We start from the raw sequence: 26,228 nt of genomic DNA on the forward strand, positions 1-26,228 counted from the left end.
GGTCATTAGAAGCATAAAAGGCCATATAGAGCCAACGCGCGGCAGATGGTCGTCAGGCTATATGGATTACGCGTTGTATAAGGGAATAATCGAGGACTATGATCTAACCAACATAAGCAAACCCATTGAGCGCCGTTCCGCTGCAAGAATCGTTCACGAAACCCTGCTGACAGAATTCGGAGAAAGAGACGAGCATGATTGGTCGGCGGCAGAATATCTTAGGGACTTGTATTCCTGCCGTACCTGCGTCATGCATATCGCGCAGATGTATGTAAAAGGTATAATGCACGGACGTGACCCGTACCTGTTCGATACAGCGGGCAGCTTAAATCGTGTGGAAGCCGAAGAAGTTGTTGCGAGAATGCTTAATAGGGAGCAGCGTATGCCTCACACAGGGGGCAGAGTATTTCAAAGTAAACATCTGACCCCCGATGAAGCATGGGAGCTTATGGTGAATGACCCTACGGCTATGCTAGTAGATGTGCGGACGAATGAGGATTATCGAACAGGGCATATCCGGGGAAGCATTGGTATACCGTTACAGGATATCTCCAATAACCCGTTCTCGGTATGCGTGCGAAAGGATACTCCATTAATCCTTTACTGTCAAATGGGGTATAAAAGTTCTATAGCGGCACAAGCCCTTATAGATGCAGGTTATAGCAGAGTTTATACGATTCCAGGAATAGAGCAGTATTCGTATCCTTTAATATAGGAGACCGGCTGCTTCCGCTGTCCTCATAATAGCCCCCGTCTTTGTTTCGGGGGAATAGCATGGCAGGCTTCGAGGGTGCGGGATATGTGACGGGCTACGGCACGAATGCCGACGCTAATACTCGCTTCGTTGTCAGCGTGCTTGACGATGGTATGTATGGCGGGACGATTTGTTACACGTCCGGCTATGGCGCCATCTTCTCTATTGAAGCGGAGGACGCCGTTGTCGCGGGTACTCCGGCAGGAGCCGAGCTTCCGTTGATTCGTGACGACGCGTTCGCGAAATATGCATCAAACGGGAAGTATGTCAACGGAATGAACTCTTCCGACGGTGCGGAAAGATATCTCGAAATTGACGATATCGTAGTACCCGAGGACGGAATCTACAAGTTGGTTGTCCGATATGCCAATGGGGAAAGCGCGGGAACGCATGCCTATAACAACGATGTTGTGGAGAGATACGCTACGCGTAAATTAGCGTCAATGGCGGCGAGGCGGAGACCGTATTCTTCAAAAACACAATATCCTGGCAGCAATTTGCTACTCAAACGATAGACGTGGAATTGAAGAAAGGCGCCAATTCGATCAGATTCTCGAATAACAATACGTATAATGGCGGGTCTAATCCATATGGCGGCAATATTACGGGCTCGGTATACGCAAACGGACCGATCGTTAGGGACATTCACGGCAGTCGATTCAGGAAATCGTAAAGTGGGACTCGAAACGGTGCCAATCAAACAAGCCCAATATGGCATTGCTTCGTACTTCGATAATTTAAAACTGACGAATACCAAGAACATAATCCGATTACCAATTAGCTAACCATCAAACTACATTTCACTACACTAATTCATTTAGCTAACGGGCAGGATAGTGTAACTTCTTTTAACATTGGGCCTTACTTACAACATTGAAATTCGCGTACCCACCGGATCCGATGAATATCATCGAGAACAGATTGTGGTAATACTGTCGTCCGGCTGTCTTTCATTACACATGTTCGCAAAATCCTGTAAATGTTTGTTGCGAGAGTGTGATACTACTTAGCCTACCGATCGGAACCGGCAGGCTTTTCAGCTGACTTAATAAATAAATATTAGTAGAATTCCAAGCACATTCTAATGATCCTAAAGAGCCACTGTTGTTAATATCTTTACTACAGAAAAGATTGAACTAACATTAAGGAATTCAAACACAGTTAAAAAAAACGGTGCCATTGGATAAGCTAGCAAGGCTAATCGAGCTGCTTGAGAAGATCAGGGATAGGGATGAAGGAGGCATCATCTTAGTTATTGCACCGTCCCGTCCTTCGCTTTGTTTCCTGGGGTATAGACTTGGATCGTTATGCCAAATCGGTCCGTCACGATACCTAAAGCGGGGCTGAAATACACTTCTTGCAAAGGCATCACCACTTGGCCGCCATCCAGGAGAGCATTATAGAAGCGGGCAGATGTTTCGGTATCGGGGGTTGTGATGCAGATCTGCAGGCGATTGCCGGTCTCATTCGGCTTGTCCGAAATTGTATCGGCAACAAATAATTCCGCCTCTCCGATTTTTAGAACAGCGTGTGCTACCCAATCCTTTGAGTGTGTGGGCAGTGGGTGCGACTGATCCTCAGGGCCTTCTCCGAAGGTTTCCATGAATACAACTTTGGCCTCCAGCGCGGATTCGTAGAATCGAATTGCTTCCCTGGCATTTCCGTTCAGCATGATAAAAGGTGTAATTTGAAACGTCACGATATAACAACTCCTTCTTGTTTAGTTTAGCTCGGACTGTTATGCCGGGCTCAAGATCTATTGTATTCCTTATTAGTGACATACCTTGTCATAAACTATTTCGCCATATTCATGATAAGGTCAACCGATTCTAATATTGAACTATCCAGCCCGCTGCTGTTTTAAGGCGTACGCCCTTCAGCTAAAGGACAGTCAGGTGGAATAGATGTTTACTCAACTGTTAGTACGAGTTGCCAGTTACCAGTAACATATATAGGAAATTAGTTTTAGTTCCGAGAGAGTATTACTGGGGTAGTACCAGTGAAGTTGACACTACCCGCAGAGTGATGATGAAGAAGATTTACCGCTTACGCGATTTTCGGTGCGGCCCGCATGCCGATGTAGCAATATACTGTGCCGTTCATCAGTGTTGAGAAAATCACGGGCATCCAGTCTTGGCCTGGAATCGCCCCCGCAAATACCGTCTCGGACACGGGGCTGAGGGTTATTTCCAGCGGTGGAGAAGGGATTTGCCTGCCATCAAAAATTTCGTATAACATATGCAGCATTCCGTTTCTTTCCGTAACCGTCATGACGACTCCTTGCCGCTTATAGACACCAACGAACGGCTTAATATCAATCACAAGTGGGTGTGGTGCCGGCTCGAATACGGTGTCCGGCATTTTTGCGCCCGCCAATTCCTCGAATAGTTCCCGAAACAGAACAGACTGGAGCAGATCTGTGTTTCCGCCGTTGGTCAACAAGGCAACGGCTACGCCGCATCCGGGGACAACACGCAGATACCCGTTTTGTCCGATCGTAGCACCGTCATGCCCAAACACAGGAACTCCGTTCCAGTCATAAATCATCCAACCCAGTCCCCATCCGATGTTGCCAGATGTCCACTTATCAGGTGTTTCGGCTGCCAGATGTTGCATAGCGGCTACCGACTTAGAAGTTAACAAGCGGTTATTGTCCGGCGTAAGTCCTCCATTAAGATGCACCTGGGCAAACCGGATGAGGTCAGCAGCCGTTGCGCATAAAGCTCCGCCGCTGGGACCAGACGAGCGCGGCAGTAGATTCCAGAAAGGAGCAGGTTCAGGATTCCGACCTACTTCGCCGGCCAAGTGCCCCATCGCAGCCCGAAACCGCAATACTTCCTCTGGCAGTGTTACCGTTTCGGCGAGTCCAAGCGGAACGAGAAGCCGATCTCTTAAGGCATCGTCCCACGTCTGGTTAGTCAGGACCTCAATGATGCGGCCCAAGACGTTATATCCCACACCGCTGTAAGAAACAACCGTTCCGGGGGAACTTTCCAATCTTAGCTCATTGCAAGCCTCGATGTAACGAGCCAAGCAGTCATCTCCCCGTCCGGTGTCGATCGTAAAATCGCTCGTCAAACCGCTACTGTGGCTCAGTAAATGACGAATGGTTATCGCTTCGGTTCCGGGGATGGATAGCTCGGGAAGAATCTCCTTTACCGTTGAGTCCAAAGTCAATTCGCCAGAATCTACAAGCTGCATCACCAGCGCAGCTGTGTACACTTTTGAAATAGAGCCGATCTGGAACAACGAATCGCTTGTCGCCTCTACACCTGTCCCTAGATGCAGAAGTCCACAGGCTAACTTATGAATTTGTCCACCGATGAGCACAGCCAGAGATGCTCCCGGTACGTCATTGGTTTTGCACAGCTCATTCAATCGTTTTAGCCAGTCATCCGGATCAAAGGTTTTCGTCGTAATTTTCATAAATAGATTTCCTCCTTCGTTTTTTTGATACCGACTAACGGTATGAATAAGTTTAAAAAAATTTTATAGTCTCATTTCAATATTTCAGTGATTCTCGCTATACAAACGATAATACTCCTCATAACGTCGGATGGTTGGCTCGTCTAGTAGGTCAACCCCAATTCCTTTTAGTAGCTCCTGTATGAACCGGCACCTACGCAGCATGATCTCGGGTGAAGCCTCGAATATCATGGGACTTAACCAAAGGTTACTGAGAAGCATCACCATTTCGCTAAGCTCCTTTGGAAACTCAGTTTTGATTGTCCCATCCAATATCCCTTCCTCAACGATAGGCTGTATATAGATAGGCACAGCATCCTCGATTATACTTTGTAATTGAGCAGCTAATATCTTCGGATTTTTCAAGAGGTTTGGTGCTGTCGACATCATCTCTAGCTGCGCGGGGTCGTGATTCAAAGAAACACTAATGATTTTGCGCAGCTTCTCAAGTCCGGATAGTTGCTTGTCATCCCGGACAGCAGCCAATGTCTCTTCGACATCTTTGTAGAGCTGTTTGAGAACCGCAATCATAATATCTTCTTTAGATTTGAAATGGTGGTAAATCGCACCCCTTGAAAGCCCCCCAAGCGCCCCAGTGATATCCTGTAATGTTGTGTGTTCATAGCCGTTTGTTAAAAACAGATTTAGTGAAACACTTAAAATCTGCTTTAGTGTTTCTTCGGGATATTTATTCCTTGCCATCAACATTTCGTCCTTTCATACATTTAGTCGGTATGAAAAAACCATAAGAAATTTCCACCAAATTGTCAAGCTAAAATGTGGCATTACAAGCGAGATGTGTTCTATGTCTAAGTGCCCGTTGGAATTACGACATTATGCTAACGGGAAACGATAGCTCAATGAAGTTATTGAAGGTAGCCGGTTTTTGGTAGGCTGCCTTTTTCTCAACTAACGGGCAGGATAATGGAAATGAATTGAAGAAATTTAGTTAGTCAAAATGAGCAATGGCATCGTCATCTGGATCGAAGATGCCGGTATGATATGCAACTTCGATGTACAATCAAGGAGAAACTACATTATTGTGGAAGGAGGGCTGTCCAGCGGCAAATGACGTACTTAAAATCGTTTTTCCTGCATGGGATGATGAAACCATTGATAAATTCTTTCAGCTGCAATCCTATTACGTGATAGGTTTATTTCCTTATACATCGCCGGCACCGATCCAAAAACAAGCTATGGAGCAAGCCGGAATCCCTTAAGAATGCTTATACATATATTGTTAACTTAAAGCTAATATACAAAAAGAGAGGTGTGTTTATGAAGTCAAAGCTTTTATTAACTATTGTTTCTTTCACATTATTTTTTTCCTTAATGGGTACGATTGACGCAGAGAGTATTCAAACTAAAAATGATACGAGTACTGATTTTAAAAACACGATGGTTCTTTCCCTGGACAGTTCCGTGGCATTAATCAATGGTCAAAAGGAATCGGCTGTAAAACCGATTGTTAAAGATGGCAGAACATTAGTGCCACTTCGTTTGATATCTGAAGGATTTGGTGCAGTAGTAGATTTCAATACAAAAAGTCAGTCCATTCGCATTCAGTATTCAAATAAAACAATTTTAATGAAAATAAAAAATAAAAACATCACTATAGACGGTAAAACCGTTGCTATGGATGTACCTGCAAACATCTACAATGGCACAACCTATATTCCTCTAAGATACATTGGGGAGGCTCTGAACAAAAAAGTAGTATATCAAAAAAGCACTGAAACTCAGCCATATAGACTTATTATTATAAGGGATGTCAATACTTCAACGATTGAAGAGTCCAAACTAATTCGCGTCTATGGGCTGACCTACGAAGGTAAGAATGTTATTTATAGTGATAAATATTTGGTTGTAATAAAAGAGAACAATAAATTACGGGTAAGCAATAATTTCTATGACTTCGACGACTTTAGTTATCATGTAACAAATGACGACAAGAACACAGTTCATCTTGGAGATATTTGGTTCAAAACGGAGAAGAGTGACTTCTATCTGAATTATGACTTCAATACAACGCAAAAATTTATTTTATATCAGGTAAATGGAGAGTCGATTTCAAGAGTAGCTACTGAAAATGTGCCTATAAAGTCGGTAAAAACATATTTAGGCAATGTCTATTATCTAACTCAGTATCAACGTGGCTTGCTAAATGCCGATCAAACAACCAATTTGAAATATGCAACACACAGTAATGGACAATGGTCTTCAGAATATTTAGGTAAGCCTGGATTTTATTATGGGTTTGATACCTTAGGCAAGGTCTATGATTGGACCATTGATCAAGATGGGATCTCTACATTCGGTTACCAACGCGCTGGAAATCTAAGTTCAGATGAAAGAAAAAAAACGTTTGGACAGTACAAAATCAAGCTGAATGGGCACCAACACGAGCTTTTGAAGCCATAATGAATTACCATCTTGAGTAAAATTGGTTACCCACGAGTTTGCCGCAAGGCAAGTTACAATTAATTAGGGCTCGAAGGTCTGCTTTGATTCAACTATGAAGAGGGTGTCCCAAAGAAAACTTTGGAACAGCCTCAGCAACAAAATAGGGTGTTGCTCGTAAAAAACCAAGGAGCTAAGAATCTATTCTCGCTTAGCTCTAATGCAGATGTCAGGGGAAAAGAACATAGTCCCATTGAGAGTCGCTATTATAGCGGCTTTTTTGTTTTATCGGCACAACTTCTTGTCCCGAGTCGAGGACAAGAACTTGGTACCGATTGCCGTAATGGACAAGAATATGAGCCGATTACTGGTAAGATAAGTATCAAAAATTGTTTCCATGCAATCTCATTAAGCTAACGGGCAGGATTGCGTGGCAGCAACACAGAATCAGTGAAGAAATAATAAAAAGGTGATTTATTTAAAGGGTACGTTTATGCAATTACTTTTTCAGTACAATTGGCAAGTCCGTGATGAATGATTTCAATTATTGAAGAGAATAGCAGAGGCAAAATTAATTTAGGAACGTGCAGGTGGGATGAGCAGTATTTTTTCGAACACTTTTTCTCATCGAACCTTGTGTCCGTCGTGTACGTTCCGGAGAGCATCCCTGAAGCAACGGACTGTAGGCAATTACCCTGATGAAGTAGCACAACTTGCCCACATCGGAACATCATGGTATACCTCTCTGAAGCTAAAATGTTATTTCAATCATATATGGAAATGAGTGATCGGCGAATGGAAGCGAACAAGGAACTGAGTATCAGCCAAGTTGCCAAGTATACCGGACTGAGCCCACACGCCCTGCGATTCTATGAGCGTGAAGGACTTCTGCTGTCCGCGCAGGTTATGCGCGGCGACAGAGGGCACAGGCGCTACAGTCAGTCAGATGTCGAATGGCTCGACATCTGTATCAAGCTTCGAGCTTCAGGAATGCCTCTTGCCCAGATCAAACGATTCGCAGAACTGGTTCGCCGAGGGCAAGGAAACGAACAGCAGCGTTTGGAAATCCTTCGGGAGCACCAACGGCGGGTAGTCGCTCAAATGGATCAATTAAAGGACTGCCTGGATCTCATAAACTGGAAAGTCGGTGTTTACGAAGAACATCTCAAGCAAGGCACCGCGCAGCACCTTTGGACTGGAAGTGATTCGGATGATGCGCCTTCTGATGCTTGATCTGGATTGACTCTTGACATAGAGTTCGCTCTAAGTTGTACGATCCAGATATGTCAAGTTAAGAAAGGAATGGTAACCATTAATCAACAACAGGATTCAAGAACGGCGCAGCATTCAATCGGCTCAGGATTCGGCTATCGCAGCACCGCTGAAGAGGCGCTGCTCAATCTCGATTTATCGGGGCATACGGCACTTGTGACTGGGGGATATTCGGGGTTGGGCTTGGAAACGACGCGGGCGCTTGTCAAGGCAGGAGCGCGCGTCATCGTGCCAGCTCGCAGGGCGGACACCGCAGAACAAGCTCTCTCTGGCTTACAAAACGTAGAGATCGAGGAGTTGGACCTCTCGGATCTTGCAAGCGTCCAAGCGTTCAGTCGTCGGATTCTCGGCAGGGACCGGGGTCTGGACATGGCTATTCTTAGCGCCGGGATCATGGCTTGTCCAGAAACGAGAGTAGGACTCGGCTGGGAGGCGCAATTCGCGATCAACCATCTCGGGCACTTCGCCTTAATCAACTCGATATGGCCAGCGTTAGTTGCCGAAGGAGGAGCGCGTGTTGTATCCGTGTCATCGGGCGCCCATCACATTACCCCGATCCGATGGCATGACGTTCAGTTCGAGCAAGGTTATGACAGGTGGCAGGCGTACGGGCAATCCAAAACCGCCAACATCTTGTTCGCCGTTGAACTCGACAAGCGCGGTGCAAGTCAAGGGGTTCGTGCCTTTGCGGTTCATCCAGGGTCCATTCTGACTCCCCTCCAGCGCCATTTTTCGAAGGATGAATTGGTCTCGTTCGGCTGGATTGACGAGCATGGAGCGCCTGCGGATCCAAGCTTCAAGACACCTCAGCAAGGCGCTGCTACACAAGTATGGGCTGCAACTTCTCTCCAGCTCATAGGTCTAGGAGGGGTCTATTGCGAGGATTGTGATATCGCGGAACTCGCTCAAGAAGGAGTACCGAACGGTGTCAAGGACTACGCTATTGATCCTGAGGAGGCTTTGCGATTGTGGAATCTTTCTGTAGAACTCACATCAGTCGACATTTCGGGATCATGAGAACGTCACTGTTCGAATGAAGAGCTGGAAGTCACGTATAGATGTAAAAGAGGCACGTTTGTTATTAAAGTCAAACGCTCCGCTCTGCATCTTCTGATGTATACCATCAACAAGAAATTTAGCGGTTTAACATAGAGCCCTCTCGTAAAGGGGGGCTCTAAAAGTTGCCGTTACAGACAGTGCGGAAGACCGTATCACAAATAGTGGTAAAGCGGAGGGCGGATTTCCGATCGCAATGGGGAACGCGATAATTGAACTAAAAAAATTGTGCAGCCCGAGTAACCGATTCAAATGATAACGATGGTGTTGCTGTTCCAATTGAGAGAAGACGAATGGCCACACCAACTTATACGTTATGCGGTTAAGAAGCTTGCAGCTCGTGGAGAGGTTCGGTTAACGTTTATCCTCATCGCTTTCGTCATACATATGCTTGCCATTTACTTGATAATGGTGCCTATTAGATTTTATTCAAGGAATGTTGGGATCACGAGAAGGCATCAACGACACAGATCTACGCTCAGTTACGCGTGGACCGTCGGCGGGATATAGGCGGTATTTCTAGGGCTAAAGGCTCCGCTGAACTAAAGGGCAGATTTGCGACGTACCGAATGAAAGCAGTGTTCTTCTCAATTGCTAGGAAAATTGTAAAAATAAGATCTAAATGAGGTGATCTTGTCTATGAATTATATAAGTCCGAATTGGAACACATCCGTACTCATTACCATTGATACGCAAAACGACTTTACATTGCCGAATGCTCCTGCCCAAATTAAGGGTACTATTGAAGTGTTACCGAAAATGAGGTCTTTGCTAGAAAAGTATCGTGAAAAAGGACTACCGATTGTCCATGTAATTCGTTTGTATAAAGAAGATGGTTCAAACGTCGATATTTGCAGAAAAAAAATGGTTGAGGAAGGTGCCAAGTTTGTCGCTCCAAATTCAGATGGTGCCGAGTTAGTCAGTGAAATCCGCCCATTAAACTATAATTCTTTGGATGCTGACAAGCTGTTGAATGGCGAGTTTCAGTCGATTGGGGAAAATGAATGGGTTATGTATAAATCACGTTGGGGTGCTTTTTACAAAACAGACCTGGAAGGTTTCCTCAAACAGCGTAATATCGACACCATTGTATTTACAGGGTGTAACTTTCCTAACTGTCCACGAACATCAATTTACGAAGCCAGTGAACGTGATTTTCGTGTTGTGATGGTAGCAGATTCCATGTCACAAGTTTACGAAAAGGGTATTCAAGAAATGAAGAATATTGGTGTTTATGTTTGTAATTTAAATGATGTTATGAGTTCATTAAAATAATCCATAGTTGAACTATCGGATACTTTTTCGTAATGAGCGGTTGCTTCGGCAGCTGCTTTTAACGCTTCATTTTATTGGTCGCAATAAATATTTCGCTGGGGAGGTTGTTTTGATGAATGTTGTGGTTACAGAATACAACGATAATTGGAGACAGCAGTTTAGCGAGGAATCTCATATTTAAAACGTTCCAGATCACGAAGGACAGAACGATCCATTTCGACGACCGTGAGGTTGCGCGGAATGCAATTCGGGAGCGGGGAAGTTCGCCCGCTAATATTGCCGATCGCGCTCTCGGTCTAGGGATGACTTCTTCCTAGCGCGGATAGCGTATTGCTGTAGGGTTACGACGGAGACGATAGTTCCATGACACAGGCTATATGAGTCTAATTTTCATCATCTATGGTGCCCAGCAGGGCAGGGGAGGCTAACGGGCAGGATTCAAACAAAAAATGTTCATGTATTCCCAATATCTGGTACTTTATTTAAACAAACAAATATTAGAGGTGTCGAAATGAACATAGATGTCAATAAAGCACTTGTAAAACGTTACTTGAAGATGTGGAATACGGGGGATGTGACGATCGCCGACGAAGTTCTTTCCCCTAAATGGATGGATCATGCGCATCCAGAAGTAATTGGAACAAAAAGTGTCAAACAAGCAGTGCTGAAAGTTCGAGAAGTATACCCGGAATTCCGAATTACAATTGAAAGCATATTGAGCGAAGGAGACCTTGTGGCAGTACGTGGCATCGTTGAGAGAGAATCCACATCACGAGTTATGTGGTTTGTGAGAATAGAGGATGGTAAAATGAAGGAAATGTGGACAGGTTCTGAGATGTAATGCCAGATTATCACTACGCTAACGGGATACGATAGCTCAATAAAAACAAGAAGCCAGCCGATCACTTTGACTGGCAGGCTTTACTCAACTAACGGGCAATTTATAGCGGACAGAATGTGGATTATGATCAAAAAAACCAGCTTCACTACTCGGAAGTATATCAACTGGAACTGTAGTCCATTTGAAATGGATAAAATAAGCTCGTCAATAAGCACAGAGGATGGCGAATTGAAAACATTGTCTAGATTGTACTTTGTGCTGATCCTGTCATTGTAGAGGGAACAAGACACACAAACGAACCTAAATCACCAGTCGTCGATTGGTTTCCGGCGACTGGCTACCTAATTTGAAAGGTGATTTGATCCCTGTCTCACAATTGGGGGTCAGTCCCCAACCGATGTAAGCAGGCTTTTTTAATTGTAATTACCGTGGTACAGCACAGCATTCGATTTATTTCTTGATAGGCTTTTTGCTGTCTATATGATGGGGCTGCTTGGGTTGTAGGGAGAGTAGCCTAAGAAGTTCCAGTCAAAAGGAATGACATTTTCAGTTTGGATCACGCCATTAATTCGAAATTCGACCAGACGCTGTGCTCCAGGAAATCTCAACTTTTCTTCCCCACTAACCTCCCAAACAATTGATGATCGTCCAGTAAGTTGGAGCGTTCTGCCCATATTGAAATCGAGAAACAAGATTCCTGTATTGGGATTAATCTGAATATTGCCAAGCGTATTGAACAACATGTTCCCTCTGTAGTCGGGAAAAACCAATGCGTCATCATCCAACATTTTTATAAAGCCCGGATTGCCCCCGCGATGCGAAGCATCCGTTTTTCCTTCGGGGCCGCTGCTGGCAATAAAAAACGTATCTGCTTCGCGAATCCATCGGTTTTGTTCCGGGGTCAGTATCCCCAGTCTTCCGAATGTTTGCACAGGTCCGAGTCGACGATCAATCGGTGTCAGGCTCCTCATTTGAATATGTTTCGGACAATTTCCATAAATTTGTTCGACATCAACTCGTAGAGCATTTTCATCCGTAAACTCGGCATTCCCGTTAACTCGAACCCGAATTTGGTGTTCAAAGTCAATAACGATGAGACCTACATTGCCATTGTGTTTAATGTTTGAGATAAATGGATCTTGGAGCACAAATTGGGTACAAATCTCTATCGTCTTCGGATCCTTCACTTGGATCATGCCCGGGTATCCAGTGATCAGAGACGCCCACAATGAACCTGTCGAGTCCGTTGACGCTATAACCACAATAGATTGCTGCTCCAAAAACAAATCGAATCCTTGAGGAATAAAAGGTTGAACCATTCTCCCAATCGAATCGGCGGTCGCCTGCACACCAATTCTTTGCTGAACCATACGTTCACCCTCATGGAATACGCTCATCGACTTACTCCTCCTTCGCGGATTGCAGAATCATTGAATAACATCTAGGCCTGTGCTTTCTTTGGGCTGTAACGAACTGCACGGACAGCGATAAACACAAAACTTAGAACCATGAACAAGATACCTGCCCAGATAATCGATCTCGTCCCGAAATCGTTGATGAATGCCGCGCCAACAAAAGTACCGAAAGATATTCCAAGATTCCCGAACGCTATGAAGAGGCCGTTCGCAAATGTGGGCGCTTCGTATGCTGCGGTAGTAATCGAATTCTGGCAGAGGTTGAGCCCCAGCGTATACAACATTCCCCATACGGCAATCAATAGGGTCATTGGGATAGAGTAATCTCCTAACACATAGATCAGCAGGTAGAGGATCCCGAAGATAATCGGGTAAACCAATGCCGTTAGCATCGCGCGTTTGTGCAGCAAGACGCCCGATAATATATTTCCAATGAATCCCGTTGCTCCAAAAACCAGCAGCATAAGGCTGATTTGTTTTCCGGACATGCCAGTGATTCCGTCTAGAAACTCTGCAAAAAAGCTGAAAGTCGCGTACATTCCGGCATTTAATATAATCATGGTGATGATACTGATCCATACAACAGGTTTACGTAATACCCCTAATTGAGAACCATACGTCAGTTTTTCTTTTACAGGCATAGACGGAATAAAGATCAGTATGGCAATAAACGTAATCGCATTAATGATGGCAAAGAAATAAAGGGATGCTTGCAGTGTTAGAACGTCCGCGAGCAAAGTAGCGATGGGAGATCCGATGACCATTCCGGCAGTGACACCCATGAATATTCTGGAGTTTGCGCGCGTAACGTACTCTTTGCTTACGGAATTAGCCGCAGCAACGAAAGCAACAGAGAAGAATACGGGGTGCAAAAAAGCCGGGATAATTCTCGCGATGAGGAGCACCTCGAAGGTCGGTGCATAAACGGAAACAAACCCAGCAATTGAAAATAGTCCCATGACGAGTAACATGGACGTTTTGCTGTTTATTCCCGAGAGAAGCAAAGGCATAAACAGTCCGGAAATCGCCACCGCCAGAGCAAATAAGCTGACGAGTAATCCCGCTTGCGATAATGGAATGTCAAAACGGTTAGCCAGCTGAGGCAGAATACCAATAAAGCCCATTTCGGTGTTAATGATACCAAATACACCGAATGCAAGAATGAAGATAATAAATGATTTGTAACGAGACATGTTCCCACTCCTATGTTTTGTATTTATGTACCAATATATTAGTACAATAGAAATAAAACATAATGGCATGCTTGTTGTCAACAAAAAACTATTGTACTAATCTTTTAGGATATTGATAATAAGATCTTCCTGTGATATGATTTGTCTATGAGAAAACCTTATCAACCTAATGTGAGCGATATTCGATTGTTGCCGGTCTTGAATGCGCTAAGTGACCCTCGGCGTATACAAATGGTTTTAACGCTAAATGATCTCGGCGAGCAGAACTGTGCAGTTTTTAAAGATTTAATGCCAAAATCCACATTAACTCATCATCTCAAAATCCTTCGGGAGGCAGGTGTGACTAAACTGAGGATCGATGGGACACAACATTTCTATTCGATCCGTATGGAGGAGCTAGAACAACTATTCCCTGGTTTGATGGGGATCGTCCTCAATGTGAAGCCTGAGCTCATTGAGTAGGAGGAGACAGGAAATCACAAAAAAGCTCAATGGAACAGCGGAAGAACACTACAACTGTTCCATTGAGCTTTTTGTATTGGATTTAATAGCCGCGGGAATCAACATTCCAAGCGATGTGTCGGGGGACAAGAACATAGTCCCATTGAAAGTCGCTAATTTAGCGACTTTTTTGTTTTATCGGTACAAGTTCTTGTCCCGAGTCGAGGGACAAGAACTTGGCAGGATAGCGTAATTTTTACCGCTAACTAAGCCTAGTATAATTTCCGAGGTGCAGCGATATGTTTTGTCTCTAAAGGTTATCATCTATCGACACATCCCTTACAGAAGAATAAAAAAACCATGAGCAGTTTTCCAGTTCAGTTAAATTATAAATCAGTCATTCCATATATTAAGTTGAACCGTGCCCCCTTGTCAGGGACTTTTGGATCGACTAGTATATAATTAATAAAGATGGCCGCCAAGAGGTATGGTAAGTGGTAAGATAGAGGTAAACCATGAGATATTGGATGTGACAAGACCGTGATGAAGATAGTTCAACCCAAGTCCTTCTTCCTAAAAGGAGGAGATCAAGCGGTATTATTATTACATTCTTTTACAAGCAATACTCGTGATGTAAAAGAACTGGGGAAATTCTTAAACCTTCATGATTTTTCATGTTATGCCCCTGTTTATGAAGGTCATGGTTTAACTCCTGAAGAATTAATTTCCACCAGTCCGTTGGAATGGTGGAGGAGTGTAGAAAAAGGGTATCACTTCTTGATCAAGGAGGGTCATGCGCAAATTGCGGTTATAGGTATATCTTTAGGGGGAATACTTGCTTTAGACGTAGGAAAAACATTCAATGTTAATGGTATCGTAACCATGTCTGTACCATATAAAAAAGAAATGAGTTCGTTAAAAGATCGGCTAATCAAATACGCAAGAGCTTTTAAGCAATTTGAAGGAAAAGATGAAAAAGAAATATCCAGAGAAGTGGACGAATTGGAAAAGTCTTCAACTCCATGTTTAATCCATTTTAAAAGTTATATTGACAAGACCATGAAAGAGTTAGATAGAATTAATCAACCAATAAGGATCTTGTACGGAGAGTTAGACGAATCTTTGTATAAAGAAAGTGCACATTATATACATGATAGAGTGTCTACAAATAATAAATCAATTCACGGTTATCCTAATTCTGAGCATTTGATGACACTAGGAAGTGACCAGAAATTAATTCATGAAGACATACTATCTTTCCTCAAGCAATTAAATTGGTAAAAGAGGCCTCTCTTGCCGCCTGAAGTTCATTCTTCAGAGCGGAAAGAGGGGCCTTTTGTGCTGCAGCTATACCTACGGCAGCACGATTTTGACCGGCAGCGGGAAGGGATCCCCGGTGATCTGCAGAATCGTATAAGATGCTGTCGGGGGACAAGAGCAGATTACTTTAGATACAACATTAACCTTCGGGAAAATACAAGCTCTACTGCGATGCCCAACCGATACATTCTTATCTAATCAAAACTTTACCTATACCCTTGGCAAGGCAGCATGTTACCATATTACTGTTGTCCGAAAATTTACCAGTACCGGGGGTATTTTAATATATGAGCATTAACTTACAAGATTGGATTCAGGAAGCCGATTTGGTGAGCATGAAAAAGGCAATGTCTTCGGGTGAATGTACATCCGAAGCCCTCGTCCTTGCATATATCGAACGCATTCATAGGTATAATCCTCTGATCAATGCCGTATTAGAGATCAATCCAGATGCTCTTGAAATAGCAAGGAATCTTGACCTTGAGCGAAATACAACAGGTAGTAGGGGGCCGCTGCACGGAATTCCAATCCTGCTAAAGGATAACATCGATACGTACGACCGGATGCATACGAGCGCTGGTTCAATCGCATTGGCTGAGTCGTTTGCTCCTGAAGATGCGTTCGTAGCCGCAAAGCTCCGGGCTGCTGGCGCTGTTCTTCTAGGTAAGGCCAATATGACCGAGTGGTCGAACTTTATGTCCAATCGTATGCCAGCTGGATACAGTTCCAGAGGAGGATATGTGTTGAATCCATATGGACCTGGCAAGATCTTCGTCAGCGGATCAAGTTCAGGATCGGCTGCAGCCGTAGCGGCGAACCTGACAGCAGCAGCGATCGGAACAGAAACCGCAGGTTCGATTATTGGGCCGGCCAGCCAACACTTTCTCGTCGGAATAAAACCTACTGTAGGGCTTGCGAGTCGCAGCGGAATTATCCCAATCTCTATAAGTCAGGATACGCCAGGACCGATTTCAAAGACAGTCACTGATGCAGCGATTCTACTTGGGGCAATCGTCGGGATTGACGAAAACGATAAGGCAACTTGGACTAGCACACATCGTACTTTTCATGACTACACAACTTATCTAGACCGAGACTTTCTGTGTAAAACTCGAATTGGGATTCCTAGACATTACTATCGGTCTTTGGATAAAGAAAGACTTTCCATCATGGAATTCGCCATTAATGTTCTGCGTGAGCAAGGTGCTACAGTTATCGATCCTGTGGACCTCTATTTGGAACAGCATCCATGGAACAATGATGTTATCTGCTACGAATTCAAAACAGGCCTGAATCGCTATTTATCAAAGTTGAACTCGGATCTGCCCGTACATTCTCTTCAAGATCTGATAGCTTATAATCAGAAACACGCTGCATCCGCATTGAAGTTTGGCCAAGATAATCTGATTCGTTCGGAACAAAATGCGCTAAACGAGACAACATATCAACTTAAACGACAAGAATATAACCATCCGGCTGTAACGCAAGGGATTGACTATGTACTCGTACAACACGGCTTAGATGCTTTAATGTTACCTGGTGACGTTGATGGCATGTACATTGCTGCCCGGTTAGGGTATCCCCTTATTACGGTGCCCGCCGGTTATTCAGCAAAAGGAACAATTGATGCTGATGGCGATTCGACGCAGGGGCCATTTGGTGTTGTCTTTTCCGGGAGGGCTTTAAGTGAGCCCACGCTAATCAGCATCGCCTATAGTTTTGAGCAGGCAACACTAATCCGTCGTCCGCCAGATCTGGTGAATTGATGTAATTACTGTTTCTAATTCACACCATTGGAATTATCAAATACATACTGAACGTTCATGGGGTTGGACTTAACCATCGCGTGATTAAGCTAACGGGAAACGATAGTTTAATAAAAGATGACACAAGAGCTTAATGTTATATTAAGGAGGAATTAATCTGATTCCATAGGATATTTAGTTATCAAGTATCCAGTTAAAGGAGGGTAAAGGTTGAATAATTATGTCGCTAATGTCAAGCTCCATGCAAAGTCTATATTATGACCATAGCGGTTATTTGTATGGAGCTTAATCACCGCACGTTTTCAACATACTGATCTGGTGAAAACAGTTTATAGTATAGGTTTTGCTACCTTAAAATTCTATATATTATTTTAAGGAGAAGATCTATTTTGAAATATACAAGCGCTGATGCTATTCTGCCAAAAGATTTGCTTAAGGAAATACAGAAGTATGTGGAAGGTCGAATGATATACATCCCTAACGCATAAGGGTCTCGAAAAAAGTGGGGAGAAAAGTCAGGCAACAGAAGTTATCTGAACATCAGAAACGACGAGATTCGCCAGCGATTCCATGATGGATCAACGATTGATCAGCTCTCTGAACTGTTCAGTCTTTCCCATGATAGTATCAAATAAATTGTGTACTCAAAAAAAAGCTAAAATTAAGGTTTGTGGGGTTAAACCCACAAACCTTTTTATGTGCAATACGAATAATAATCGTTTTTTATATATATTAAATGCAGTCAAATGTATAAATTAAGCATAGGAATTGTCAAGATTGAATAAAAATTTTACCCAGAATCGAAAGTAGGTGCTAAACATGGAACATTTTAATAAATTTGATTATTTAGAAGAAGCAACGATATTCGAGTTGCAGGATACACTGCAAAAGGAGAAAGTTACATCAAGAGAACTTGTGATGTATTACATGTATCGGATAGCAATGTTCGATCAGAGTGGACCCATGATCAACTCAATTATGGAAATGAATCCAGATGCGATTTTTATTGCTGAAGCATTAGATCAAGAAAGAAAATTAGTTGGAGTAAGAAGTCTTTTACATGGTATCCCCGTATTATTGAAAGGAAATATTGAAACAAATGATAAAATGCATACTAGTGCAGGTGCATTAGCTTTGGAAAACCATGTTAGTGCGAAGGATGCTTTCCTTGTGCAAAAACTAAGGGAAGCAGGTGCAATTGTTCTTGGAAAAACGAATATGACAGAATGGGCAAATGGTATGTCAGCATCAATGTGGGCTGGATACAGTTCAATAGGAGGACAAACAAAGAATCCCTATGGAGATTATTTCCCAGGTGGTTCTAGTACGGGCTCTGCTGCATCTGTTGCGGCGAATTTTACTTCAGTTGCCGTTGGTACAGAGACATCTGCTTCTATTCTAAGCCCATCTATACAGAATGCTATTGTTGGTATAAAACCAACCGTAGGTTTAGTAAGTCGATCAGGAATTATTCCATGGAGTTATTCTCAGGATACAGCTGGACCAATGGCAAGAACTGTTGCTGATGCAGCGATCTTATTAAGTGTTCTTTCGGGAAAAGATGAAAGTGATCCAGCTACTTGGAAAAATGCAAGTTCTAAGTTGGACTATACTGCATGTTTGGATGAAGACGGATTAAGTAAAGCAACCATAGGAATTTTCAGGAACATTCCGCCTGAGAAATATTGTGACATTGGAGAGTATGATGAAAAATTATTTAATGATGCTGTGGCAATACTTAAGGGCTCCGGCGCCAATGTAATAGACGAAATAGAAATTCCATCGTTCAATAGAGGTTGGGAATATAACAAAATGAACATCGAATTTAAATATTCTGTTGAACGTTATTTACAAAATACTCCATCTCATTTACCAAATACTTTGCAAGAGTTAATCGAATGGAATGAACAGAATGCAGAGAAGGCATTGAAATATGGTCAGGATGCATTGAAGTATCGATCACAACAAGAAAATCAGTTAAAGAGTTTGAATTACATTCTTGAGTCCATCTCTGATTTATATCACTCACAAAATATGGGCATAGATCATGCTATAGAAAAGTATGGATTGGATGCAATCCTGTTTCCGTCTTACGTCGGAGCTGATTTATGTGCTAAAGCTGGTTATCCATCTATAGCAGTGCCTGCAGGATTCCAAGATAGTGGAAAAGCATTTGGGATCACATTCGCAGGAACGGCATTTAGTGAACCGACACTAATTCGTATTGCATATGCATTCGAACAAAAAACAAAGCACAGGAGAATGCCTAATTTAAAGCAATAAAAAGCTAAGGCTATATTCTATTCTTAAAGAAACACTCATTATATTGGGGACTACAATAAAACATCGTTCACACCTTATTTGTGCATTAAAATAATTAGATTGGATTATTTCAACTAACGGGAAACGTTAGTTCAATAAAACTTATTGTTGAGCAGGCTACAGAAGCCTGATCATTTTATTAAGCTAACGGGCAGGTTAGCGCAACAGCATGTTTGTGTAAGAACATCAAGGTGTTGGGAATCCTTAACTGAATATATGGAGGTCATCGTATAGAGATGACCGGCAGACTTTTCACAACTAAAGGGAGGATAGTTGATTAAGAACCACACTTTAACGAAAAAACCTTAGTGATGGATCTTTTGATCTCTTCTCACACATGGCATTATCTAGATTAGGTAGTATTAGGGTTCAAAGCACTGCTTTAAAAATTGAATTTAGTTGGTGGTGTAATGATGATTACTCATGAACTCAAAGTTATTGAACGAATGTCTGAAGGCGATGGGTTATCTTTGGAGTTTGAGGGACTTTTGATTCAAGGAGTGTCTATTGACTCCAGAACCGTAAAGCCAGGTAATTTATTTATCCCAATTATAAGAGAGTTAGATGGGCATAATTATGTTAATGAAGCAATATCTAAAGGAGCGACTGCTTCTTTTTGGCAAAAGGATCACCCTAACCCACCAGTTCACCTACCGTTAATTTATGTAAATGATTGCTTAGCAGCTTTGCAAAAATTAGCGGCACAATATCGACGAGAATTACAAGTCAAAGTTATTGGTGTTACGGGTAGCAATGGTAAAACAACTACAAAAGAAATGCTAAATTCTGTTTTGCAGACAAAATTCCGAGTATATAAAACAGAGGGGAATTTAAACAGTCAAGTAGGTGTTCCACTAACAATATTAGGGATAAAAAAAGATGCTGAAATTGCAATCATTGAGATGGGGATGAGTGAAAGAGGGCAAATCGAGCAACTTTCTCGTATTACCAACCCTGATATAGGTGTAATTACAATGATAGGTGTTTCCCATCTATCAAGCCTCGGCTCCAGAGAAGCAATCGCAGCCGCAAAGCTGGAAATCGTTACTGGTCTAAAGAATGGTGGATGTTTTGTTTTCAACGGAGACGAGCCATTAATAACTAAAGAGCTCCATAGAATTCAAAAAAATAGCTCGTTAGAGACCATTAGTTTTGGTCATGGGGATTTTAATGATGTGAGCGTCGAGAATGCGCAATCCAACTCCAATGGTTCCCACTTCTCTGTTGCAAACGATAATTATTACATTCCACTTCTCGGTGCCCATAATATCAATAATGCGCTTGCTACAATAGCGATTGCTCTAAGATTGGGTTTAAACCCAGCAGAAATTAATGAAGGATTTCTTCATTTAAAAATGCCTGATATGAGATTGGAGAAGATAACTTTACCATCGGGATTTACCATAATTAATGATGCATGGAATGCTAGTCCGGATTCGGTTAATGCAGCAATTAAGACTTTTCAAGAGCTGACGGGTTATAATGATAAGCATTTAGTCATTGGTGATATGCTTGAACTTGGTGATCATGAAGAAGAGTTCCACCGAGTCATTGGTAAAAACCTTGATCCGGATAAAATAAACTATATTTATACATTCGGTGATCTTAGTTACCATATTGCATCAGAAGCAATAAAGAGATATCCAACAGGTGCGGTAAAAACATTTAAAGATAAAATGGGGTTGGCAAATGCACTAAACCAAGCAATTAAGAAAAATGATGTGATTTTGTTAAAAGCATCAAGAGGGATACAGATTGATTCAATTATCCCATTCTTAATGAAGTAATCACTAAACTTACGGAATACTTTAATTCAACAAATAGGGGAGCAGTCTTGCCGGCGGCAGCTGCTCCATTTTTTTACGCTAACGGGTAGGATATCACAAAAATGTTGTTGAATATGATTTAAAATGTGAGAATATCGAGGTGAATAAGTGGAGATTCGTATTTTGTATTCACAAGATGCAGAAATATATCGTGAGTTAAGGTTAAAGTCTCTGAAGGAAAATCCTGAGGCATTTTTGACTACGTATGAAATTGAAAAAGATAAACCAATTGAGCAACTACGACGTAATCTCATTGCTTCTCATAATCGATTTACTTTAGGTGCTTTTATCAATAGTGGACTCATTGGTATCGTAACCTTTGTAAGGGAAAGTAACCCCAAAACCGTACATAAAGGCAATATCTATGCTATGTATGTTCAGCCTGAATTTCGAGGAAATGGAGCAGGCAAATCCTTGGTTCAAGAATTGATTAGTAAGGCGAAACAGTGTGATGGTCTTGAGCAGATTAACCTCACGGTCATCTCAAATAATAACGCGGCAAAGCGGCTTTATGAGTCTTTCGGTTTTGTAACTTACGGAACAGAGCGGAACGCCCTAAAAAGTGGCTATCAATATTGGGATGAAAATTCAATGGTCTTACGATTAAACTAACGGGACACGATAGCTCAATAAATAAACTAAACACGGTTGGTCCCCTTATAAGTCGCTTAGACTAGCGGCTTTTTTTGTATTTAACGAAAACTAAATAAATTTCTGCACAAACCGTATTGACATTAATTAACTACAGTTGTAGTATTGATTTGCAACTACAACTGTAGTTTGTAAAAATAAATAAAAATTTAATTATAGGAGAGGAGCATTACCAAGTGAAAGCAGCAACGAAAGTAGCAATCGCGACACTAAGCAGCATTTTATTAATGGGTTCTTCCGTCAGCCTCGCGGCGAAGACGCAATCCTCCGAGAAAGTCCAAGAAGCCGCTGTTAAAAAAACGGCCGAAGCAGCTAAGACTATATCTGCAGAGGAGAAAAAGTTTATCGAAAATGAGATCCAAAGAGTGAAGAAGTTGAGCCAAGAGTCTGGCGATATGTATGTCTTGTATTATAAATACCCCCAATTAAATAGCGGATTTGATATTAGTTATTGGGGAGGGATACATGAATTCACAACATACGAGGACTACTTGAAAAAAGCCTCTACCCTGAAGGGATCGATCTTGAAGCAGCCTGCGAACCTGCCAAAAGGATACAAGTTCTTAACAGCAGTCATTGAAGCTCCGATCGAAGGAAAGTTCGTTGATGAAGTAAGGGCCGAAGGTAAGAAGAGCGGAAAGCCCATCTATGTGAAAAAGATCGACTGGAAAGAGGCGGCAACGATCGGACTTAAATATACGAACGGAAAAGACACGCTGGGCTTTTCCAAGTATGCGGTAGATTTGAAGGGAAACATGAAGAAAGGCTTTTATAACGATACGCTGCCGGCACATGTCTTTCCAAAATACGTCTTTTGGAATGATGGCGGCAAATTCGAATACAGCATTTCAACCTCATCTGTGGATATGTCCAGGAAACAGAAGATTGAAATTTTAAAAGCAGCCGTGAAAAAATAACATATTAATTTAGCTATAGGTCTTCTCGAACAGGTGCTCCAAAATACGATTACATGGGTTCTTTTGGAGATCGTCATGACCGCAGACGTGCGATACATTTTTGTGTGTAACAAAAACGAGAATATTACGCTCTCACATACAAGTTGACATTACTAAACTACAATTGTAGCATGTGTATTGTAACTACATATGTAGTTTGAGTACATTGACTTTGGAGGTTTTATGCATGAATCAAATACCACCGATTACGGATGCAGAACTGGAAGTTATGCGTGTATTATGGGCCAATCGCGACTGCCCTTCCAGCGAGGTCGTAAAGCAAATGACGGATCGAATGGGGTGGAGCCCCAATACGACCCGGACGCTCCTAACTCGTTTGGTGCAGAAGGAAGCAGCGGGTGCGAAACTGGAAAAGGGTTCAAAGCGCACCCAACTATTTTTTCCGATCATCAGCGAGCAGGAGTATCTGCAATCCGAAACCAAATCCTTCATGAAAAAACTCTATGGGGGAGCTTTAAAGCCGATGCTGGCTAACTTTCTGCAGGATAAGAAACTAAATGCACAAGAAATCGAGGATTTAAAGGCTTTGTTTGACGAAAACCGCAGCGACGGGGAAACAGAAAAGAGAGAGCCCTGATGAGTCTTACATTGCTTGAGAATGTATCGTCTTTTTTCGGCTGGGTGATTCGCGGATCGTTCATGGCCTTCATCCTGATTGTACTTGTCCTGATCCTGCAGTTTCTATTGAGAAACAAGATTGGAGCCAGATGGAAATATTGGCTTTGGCTTCCCGTGGCCATTCGCCTGCTGCTCCCTTGGGCCCCGGAATCCTCGCTTAGCCTATACAATGTTTTGTCCCTGGAGGCCATAGCGCCCGGTATTCATCAACAAACTCAAGCTTCATCGGGTTGGAAGGAAGCGGGGAGAAGAGGCGAGGCAACGGTTCATGTTGAGCGCTCTACAAACCCGGAAGCAAGCGGAACTTCGGAAGTACCTGCATTTGAGTCGGGACCTGTGCAGGAGAGCGGATTTTGGTGGAATGGGTTCAAGCAAATAGGCTTCGCCAATACGCTGATGTCGGTCTGGCTTGCAGGTGTGCTGCTTTTTTCGGCGAAAACGGTATGCGACCAGCTTCGATTGAAACAAGCTCTGCGCACGGGTCGAAAAATAGATATGCCTCTTCTATCGGCCGTGTTTCACGAGACGAAACAGCAAATAGGCGTAAAGCGTAACGTGCAGTTTGTGGCCAGCGAGCGAATTCCCGGGCCTGCCGTGGTCGGTTTTCGCAATCCGGCGATCGTTATTTCGCCCAGTCTGCTCATTACGCTGAAAAAAGATCAACTTCAATATATTCTGGCGCATGAGTTCGCGCATATTCAGCGGCGGGACGTCGCCGTGAACTGGTTGATGCATATCATCCTGATCATTCATTGGTTTAATCCGTTATTATGGCTAGCCGTACGTAAAGCAAGACAGGATCAGGAGATGGCCTGCGATGCATGCGCCTTGAATCGGATGAGCCCGCAGCAAAACAATGCATACGGACAAACGATCATCCATGTGTTGGAGCATTATTCAGGAAACCAACGCCAACCGGGGCTTGCCGGCTTGTCCGCCACACATAAACAAATGAAAAGGAGACTTACGATGATTAAACATTTTCACAAAAAATCATACCGCCTGTCCATTCTGGCTATGGGGATGATTATTGCGCTTGGCAGCGTGACATTGGTTAATGCTAAGGAAAGCGATTCAGGGAGCGTAACACCGAAGGCTCCCGTGCAATCGGCACAGGATTCAAAAGCTGTTGTGAATCCTGTGCCGGATATGATCTATCCCGAGGGAAATATAGACCGCGAGCTTTACAAGACAGAACTGGAAAAGGCGCGAAATAAAGCAGTAGCTGCAGCCAAGGCTCTAACTCCAGAGGAAAAAAAGTATATCGAAGATGAGACCAATAGAGTGAAGAAACTTAGTGAAGAGACAGGCGATATGTACGTTCTGTATCATAAATATAAGGATCCTAACAGCGGATTCGACCTAAGTTATTGGGGAGGGATAGAAACATTCTCTGCTTACGAGGACTACTTGAAAAGTGCTGCTACGCTCGAGGGCTCCATTCTGAAGCAGCCCGCCAACTTGCCGGAGGGATATAAGTTTTCCAAAGCAAGAATTGAAGGTCCAACCGAAGGAAAATTCCTTGATGAAGTAAGGGCCGAAGGCAAGAAGAGCGGTAAACCCGTCTATGCGAAAAAGATAGACTGGAAAGAGGCGGCAACCATCCGTCTTGAATATACGAACGGGAAAGATACGCTGGCCATTTCGAAATATACGTTGGACTCAGAAGGAAGCAAGAAAAAAGGTTTCTTTGAGGATGAATTACCGGCACATATCTATCCAAAATACGTTTTTTGGCATGAAGGTGGCTTCGAATACAGCATTTCAACCACATGGGATATGTCCAAGGATCAGAAGGTCGAAATTCTGAAAGAAGCGGTGCAGAAGTAATATTTTGAGCAAGCTTTGATCTTGCGCGGGAAAGCCCATGCAGTCTGGAAATAGGATTGCATGGGTTATTTTATAATGCTGTTCGAGTTATGTCGAGGGACAAGAACATAGAAAGTCGCTATTTTAGCGGCTTTTTTGTCTTATCGGTACAAGTTCTTGTCCCGAGCCCAGGACAAGAACTTGTACCGATTGCCGTAATGGACAAGAACATGAGCCGATTACCGATTAGAGAAGTATCTAACTATATCACCTACGACAGTACATTCATACGTTTATGTATTTTCTACCCATTTAGCATTTTCCACACAATATTTTCCTCTTTATAGATTCATGCGCAGGGTTAGGTAATTGCCAGCAGCAGAAAATCAACAGCCTATGGAAATATGTAGCTTTACTAAAAAGTAAAGCAGTTTTTATACTAAAGAGCCTACGAAGTCTGATGCTCGCTTGGAGTTGGTGAATTGCACAATAAACTAACCAACCACAGAGCGAATGACCGTAATGGTAATAAAATGAGGATCATGGTGATAGCAATCGTGATGGCCTTGATCAAGAGGGGGGGATTGACGGGAGCGGTGGCTTACATGAATATGGAGACCAAGAAGGTCAAGTCGGTTACCTACCCGTTCTCCGGTAATCCGATTCCGATTCAGACGCTGGAGAAAGGGCCGGACGGCAAGCTGTACATGAGCGGTTATCCGGGTGGGAAAGGGGCTGCATATTCCCCGATTTCCGGTGAAATTGAAACCTTCTCTTTAGGACAGGCGGAAGGCATGAAATCGGCGATAGCGGATTAGTAGATATAT

At 43.0% G+C, this 26,228-nt stretch carries 22 protein-coding genes and 1 pseudogene; 18 read left to right on the forward strand and 5 right to left on the reverse strand.

What is annotated here, in order from left to right:
* Nucleotides 1-61 precede the first annotated feature (61 nt).
* Together K2F33_RS23020 and K2F33_RS23025 are read left to right on the forward strand one after the other, a co-directional pair.
* Nucleotides 62-715 (forward strand): rhodanese-like domain-containing protein, encoded by a 654-nt coding sequence (locus K2F33_RS23020; RefSeq protein ID WP_263878753.1) that lies wholly within the window; start codon nt 62-64, stop codon nt 713-715.
* Nucleotides 716-774: 59 nt separating this feature from the next.
* Nucleotides 775-1,269 (forward strand): carbohydrate-binding protein, encoded by a 495-nt coding sequence (locus K2F33_RS23025; protein WP_263878754.1) that lies wholly within the window; start codon nt 775-777, stop codon nt 1,267-1,269.
* Between the two features lie 737 nt (nt 1,270-2,006).
* Here the strand turns inward: K2F33_RS23025 and K2F33_RS23030 are convergent.
* The 3 genes from K2F33_RS23030 to K2F33_RS23040 all read right to left on the reverse strand — a co-directional run bounded on the left by K2F33_RS23030 (nt 2,007) and on the right by K2F33_RS23040 (nt 4,921).
* Nucleotides 2,007-2,453, reverse strand: a complete 447-nt coding sequence (locus K2F33_RS23030; RefSeq protein WP_263878755.1) for a VOC family protein — start codon at nt 2,451-2,453, stop codon at nt 2,007-2,009.
* A gap of 347 nt (nt 2,454-2,800) precedes the next feature.
* Complete coding sequence (locus tag K2F33_RS23035) at nt 2,801-4,180, reverse strand: serine hydrolase domain-containing protein (RefSeq protein ID WP_263878756.1); 1,380 nt, start codon at nt 4,178-4,180, stop codon at nt 2,801-2,803.
* An 84-nt stretch (nt 4,181-4,264) separates the two neighbouring features.
* Nucleotides 4,265-4,921 carry a TetR/AcrR family transcriptional regulator gene (locus tag K2F33_RS23040; RefSeq protein ID WP_263878757.1) on the reverse strand — a complete coding sequence of 219 codons (657 nt, stop codon included), beginning with the start codon at nt 4,919-4,921 and terminating at the stop codon, nt 4,265-4,267.
* Nucleotides 4,922-5,259: 338 nt separating this feature from the next.
* Between K2F33_RS23040 and K2F33_RS23045 the strand changes: the two genes are divergently transcribed.
* From K2F33_RS23045 to K2F33_RS23070, 6 genes are all read left to right on the forward strand, one after another.
* Nucleotides 5,260-5,439 (forward strand): hypothetical protein, encoded by a 180-nt coding sequence (locus tag K2F33_RS23045; RefSeq protein WP_263878758.1) that lies wholly within the window; start codon nt 5,260-5,262, stop codon nt 5,437-5,439.
* Nucleotides 5,440-5,497: 58 nt separating this feature from the next.
* Nucleotides 5,498-6,640 (forward strand): copper amine oxidase N-terminal domain-containing protein, encoded by a 1,143-nt coding sequence (locus K2F33_RS23050; protein WP_263878759.1) that lies wholly within the window; start codon nt 5,498-5,500, stop codon nt 6,638-6,640.
* A gap of 774 nt (nt 6,641-7,414) precedes the next feature.
* Nucleotides 7,415-7,852, forward strand: coding sequence for a MerR family transcriptional regulator (locus tag K2F33_RS23055; protein WP_144025325.1), 438 nt, complete (start codon nt 7,415-7,417; stop codon nt 7,850-7,852).
* 69 nt (nt 7,853-7,921) lie between these two features.
* On the forward strand, nt 7,922-8,908 hold the full coding sequence (locus tag K2F33_RS23060) for an SDR family NAD(P)-dependent oxidoreductase (protein ID WP_263878760.1): 987 nt from the start codon (nt 7,922-7,924) through the stop codon (nt 8,906-8,908).
* A 678-nt stretch (nt 8,909-9,586) separates the two neighbouring features.
* Nucleotides 9,587-10,222, forward strand: a complete 636-nt coding sequence (locus K2F33_RS23065) for a cysteine hydrolase family protein (protein WP_076165279.1) — start codon at nt 9,587-9,589, stop codon at nt 10,220-10,222.
* Between the two features lie 511 nt (nt 10,223-10,733).
* Nucleotides 10,734-11,063 carry an ester cyclase gene (locus K2F33_RS23070; RefSeq protein ID WP_263878761.1) on the forward strand — a complete coding sequence of 110 codons (330 nt, stop codon included), beginning with the start codon at nt 10,734-10,736 and terminating at the stop codon, nt 11,061-11,063.
* A gap of 476 nt (nt 11,064-11,539) precedes the next feature.
* Here K2F33_RS23070 and K2F33_RS23075 read toward each other — a convergent pair whose 3' ends face one another.
* Together K2F33_RS23075 and K2F33_RS23080 are read right to left on the reverse strand one after the other, a co-directional pair.
* Nucleotides 11,540-12,460 carry a pyridoxamine 5'-phosphate oxidase family protein gene (locus K2F33_RS23075; protein WP_263878762.1) on the reverse strand — a complete coding sequence of 307 codons (921 nt, stop codon included), beginning with the start codon at nt 12,458-12,460 and terminating at the stop codon, nt 11,540-11,542.
* 44 nt (nt 12,461-12,504) lie between these two features.
* Nucleotides 12,505-13,671, reverse strand: coding sequence for an MFS transporter (locus K2F33_RS23080; protein ID WP_263878763.1), 1,167 nt, complete (start codon nt 13,669-13,671; stop codon nt 12,505-12,507).
* A gap of 984 nt (nt 13,672-14,655) precedes the next feature.
* On the opposite strand from K2F33_RS23080, the gene K2F33_RS23090 reads away from it, so the two are divergent.
* The 10 genes and pseudogenes from K2F33_RS23090 (at nt 14,656) to K2F33_RS23135 (ending at nt 26,219) form a co-directional block, all read left to right on the forward strand.
* A complete protein-coding gene (locus K2F33_RS23090; protein ID WP_263882432.1) occupies nt 14,656-15,393 on the forward strand; it encodes an alpha/beta hydrolase in 738 nt (245 codons plus the stop codon).
* Nucleotides 15,394-15,719: 326 nt separating this feature from the next.
* On the forward strand, nt 15,720-17,198 hold the full coding sequence (locus K2F33_RS23095; protein ID WP_263878765.1) for an amidase family protein: 1,479 nt from the start codon (nt 15,720-15,722) through the stop codon (nt 17,196-17,198).
* A gap of 389 nt (nt 17,199-17,587) precedes the next feature.
* Nucleotides 17,588-17,833: pseudogene (locus K2F33_RS23100) on the forward strand (CD3324 family protein).
* Nucleotides 17,834-18,017: 184 nt separating this feature from the next.
* Nucleotides 18,018-19,481: an amidase family protein gene (locus tag K2F33_RS23105; protein ID WP_263878766.1), complete on the forward strand. Its 1,464-nt coding sequence runs from the start codon at nt 18,018-18,020 to the stop codon at nt 19,479-19,481.
* Nucleotides 19,482-19,930: 449 nt separating this feature from the next.
* On the forward strand, nt 19,931-21,307 hold the full coding sequence (locus tag K2F33_RS23110; RefSeq protein WP_318671148.1) for a UDP-N-acetylmuramoyl-tripeptide--D-alanyl-D-alanine ligase: 1,377 nt from the start codon (nt 19,931-19,933) through the stop codon (nt 21,305-21,307).
* A gap of 162 nt (nt 21,308-21,469) precedes the next feature.
* The gene (locus tag K2F33_RS23115; protein WP_318671150.1) at nt 21,470-21,958 is read left to right on the forward strand and encodes a GNAT family N-acetyltransferase; all 489 of its coding nucleotides are present in this window, start codon (nt 21,470-21,472) and stop codon (nt 21,956-21,958) included.
* 215 nt (nt 21,959-22,173) lie between these two features.
* The gene (locus K2F33_RS23120) at nt 22,174-22,914 is read left to right on the forward strand and encodes a hypothetical protein (RefSeq protein WP_263878769.1); all 741 of its coding nucleotides are present in this window, start codon (nt 22,174-22,176) and stop codon (nt 22,912-22,914) included.
* 226 nt (nt 22,915-23,140) lie between these two features.
* Nucleotides 23,141-23,551 carry a BlaI/MecI/CopY family transcriptional regulator gene (locus K2F33_RS23125; RefSeq protein ID WP_089547399.1) on the forward strand — a complete coding sequence of 137 codons (411 nt, stop codon included), beginning with the start codon at nt 23,141-23,143 and terminating at the stop codon, nt 23,549-23,551.
* Nucleotides 23,551-25,422 carry a M56 family metallopeptidase gene (locus tag K2F33_RS23130; protein WP_263878770.1) on the forward strand — a complete coding sequence of 624 codons (1,872 nt, stop codon included), beginning with the start codon at nt 23,551-23,553 and terminating at the stop codon, nt 25,420-25,422. Before K2F33_RS23125 ends, K2F33_RS23130 begins: the two co-directional genes overlap by 1 nt.
* 521 nt (nt 25,423-25,943) lie before the next feature.
* A complete protein-coding gene (locus tag K2F33_RS23135) occupies nt 25,944-26,219 on the forward strand; it encodes an NHL repeat-containing protein (protein ID WP_263878771.1) in 276 nt (91 codons plus the stop codon).
* Nucleotides 26,220-26,228: the final 9 nt, after the last annotated feature.

Origin of the sequence: Paenibacillus sp. PSB04, assembly GCF_025809195.1 — a bacterium.
Lineage (GTDB): Bacteria > Bacillota > Bacilli > Paenibacillales > Paenibacillaceae > Paenibacillus_AQ > Paenibacillus_AQ favisporus.

Coding starts and splice junctions, on each gene's coding strand:
- K2F33_RS23065 (WP_076165279.1), top strand. CDS start 9,587: ATGAATTATATAAGTCCGAATTGGAACACATCCGTACTCATTACCATT.
- K2F33_RS23070 (WP_263878761.1), top strand. CDS start 10,734: ATGAACATAGATGTCAATAAAGCACTTGTAAAACGTTACTTGAAGATG.
- K2F33_RS23090 (WP_263882432.1), top strand. CDS start 14,656: ATGAAGATAGTTCAACCCAAGTCCTTCTTCCTAAAAGGAGGAGATCAA.
- K2F33_RS23075 (WP_263878762.1), bottom strand. CDS start 12,460: ATGAGCGTATTCCATGAGGGTGAACGTATGGTTCAGCAAAGAATTGGT.
- K2F33_RS23080 (WP_263878763.1), bottom strand. CDS start 13,671: ATGTCTCGTTACAAATCATTTATTATCTTCATTCTTGCATTCGGTGTA.
- K2F33_RS23055 (WP_144025325.1), top strand. CDS start 7,415: ATGGAAGCGAACAAGGAACTGAGTATCAGCCAAGTTGCCAAGTATACC.
- K2F33_RS23020 (WP_263878753.1), top strand. CDS start 62: ATGGATTACGCGTTGTATAAGGGAATAATCGAGGACTATGATCTAACC.
- K2F33_RS23050 (WP_263878759.1), top strand. CDS start 5,498: ATGAAGTCAAAGCTTTTATTAACTATTGTTTCTTTCACATTATTTTTT.
- K2F33_RS23095 (WP_263878765.1), top strand. CDS start 15,720: ATGAGCATTAACTTACAAGATTGGATTCAGGAAGCCGATTTGGTGAGC.
- K2F33_RS23035 (WP_263878756.1), bottom strand. CDS start 4,180: ATGAAAATTACGACGAAAACCTTTGATCCGGATGACTGGCTAAAACGA.
- K2F33_RS23040 (WP_263878757.1), bottom strand. CDS start 4,921: ATGGCAAGGAATAAATATCCCGAAGAAACACTAAAGCAGATTTTAAGT.
- K2F33_RS23060 (WP_263878760.1), top strand. CDS start 7,922: ATGGTAACCATTAATCAACAACAGGATTCAAGAACGGCGCAGCATTCA.
- K2F33_RS23130 (WP_263878770.1), top strand. CDS start 23,551: ATGAGTCTTACATTGCTTGAGAATGTATCGTCTTTTTTCGGCTGGGTG.
- K2F33_RS23105 (WP_263878766.1), top strand. CDS start 18,018: ATGGAACATTTTAATAAATTTGATTATTTAGAAGAAGCAACGATATTC.
- K2F33_RS23125 (WP_089547399.1), top strand. CDS start 23,141: ATGAATCAAATACCACCGATTACGGATGCAGAACTGGAAGTTATGCGT.
- K2F33_RS23025 (WP_263878754.1), top strand. CDS start 775: ATGGCAGGCTTCGAGGGTGCGGGATATGTGACGGGCTACGGCACGAAT.
- K2F33_RS23135 (WP_263878771.1), top strand. CDS start 25,944: ATGGTGATAGCAATCGTGATGGCCTTGATCAAGAGGGGGGGATTGACG.
- K2F33_RS23110 (WP_318671148.1), top strand. CDS start 19,931: ATGATGATTACTCATGAACTCAAAGTTATTGAACGAATGTCTGAAGGC.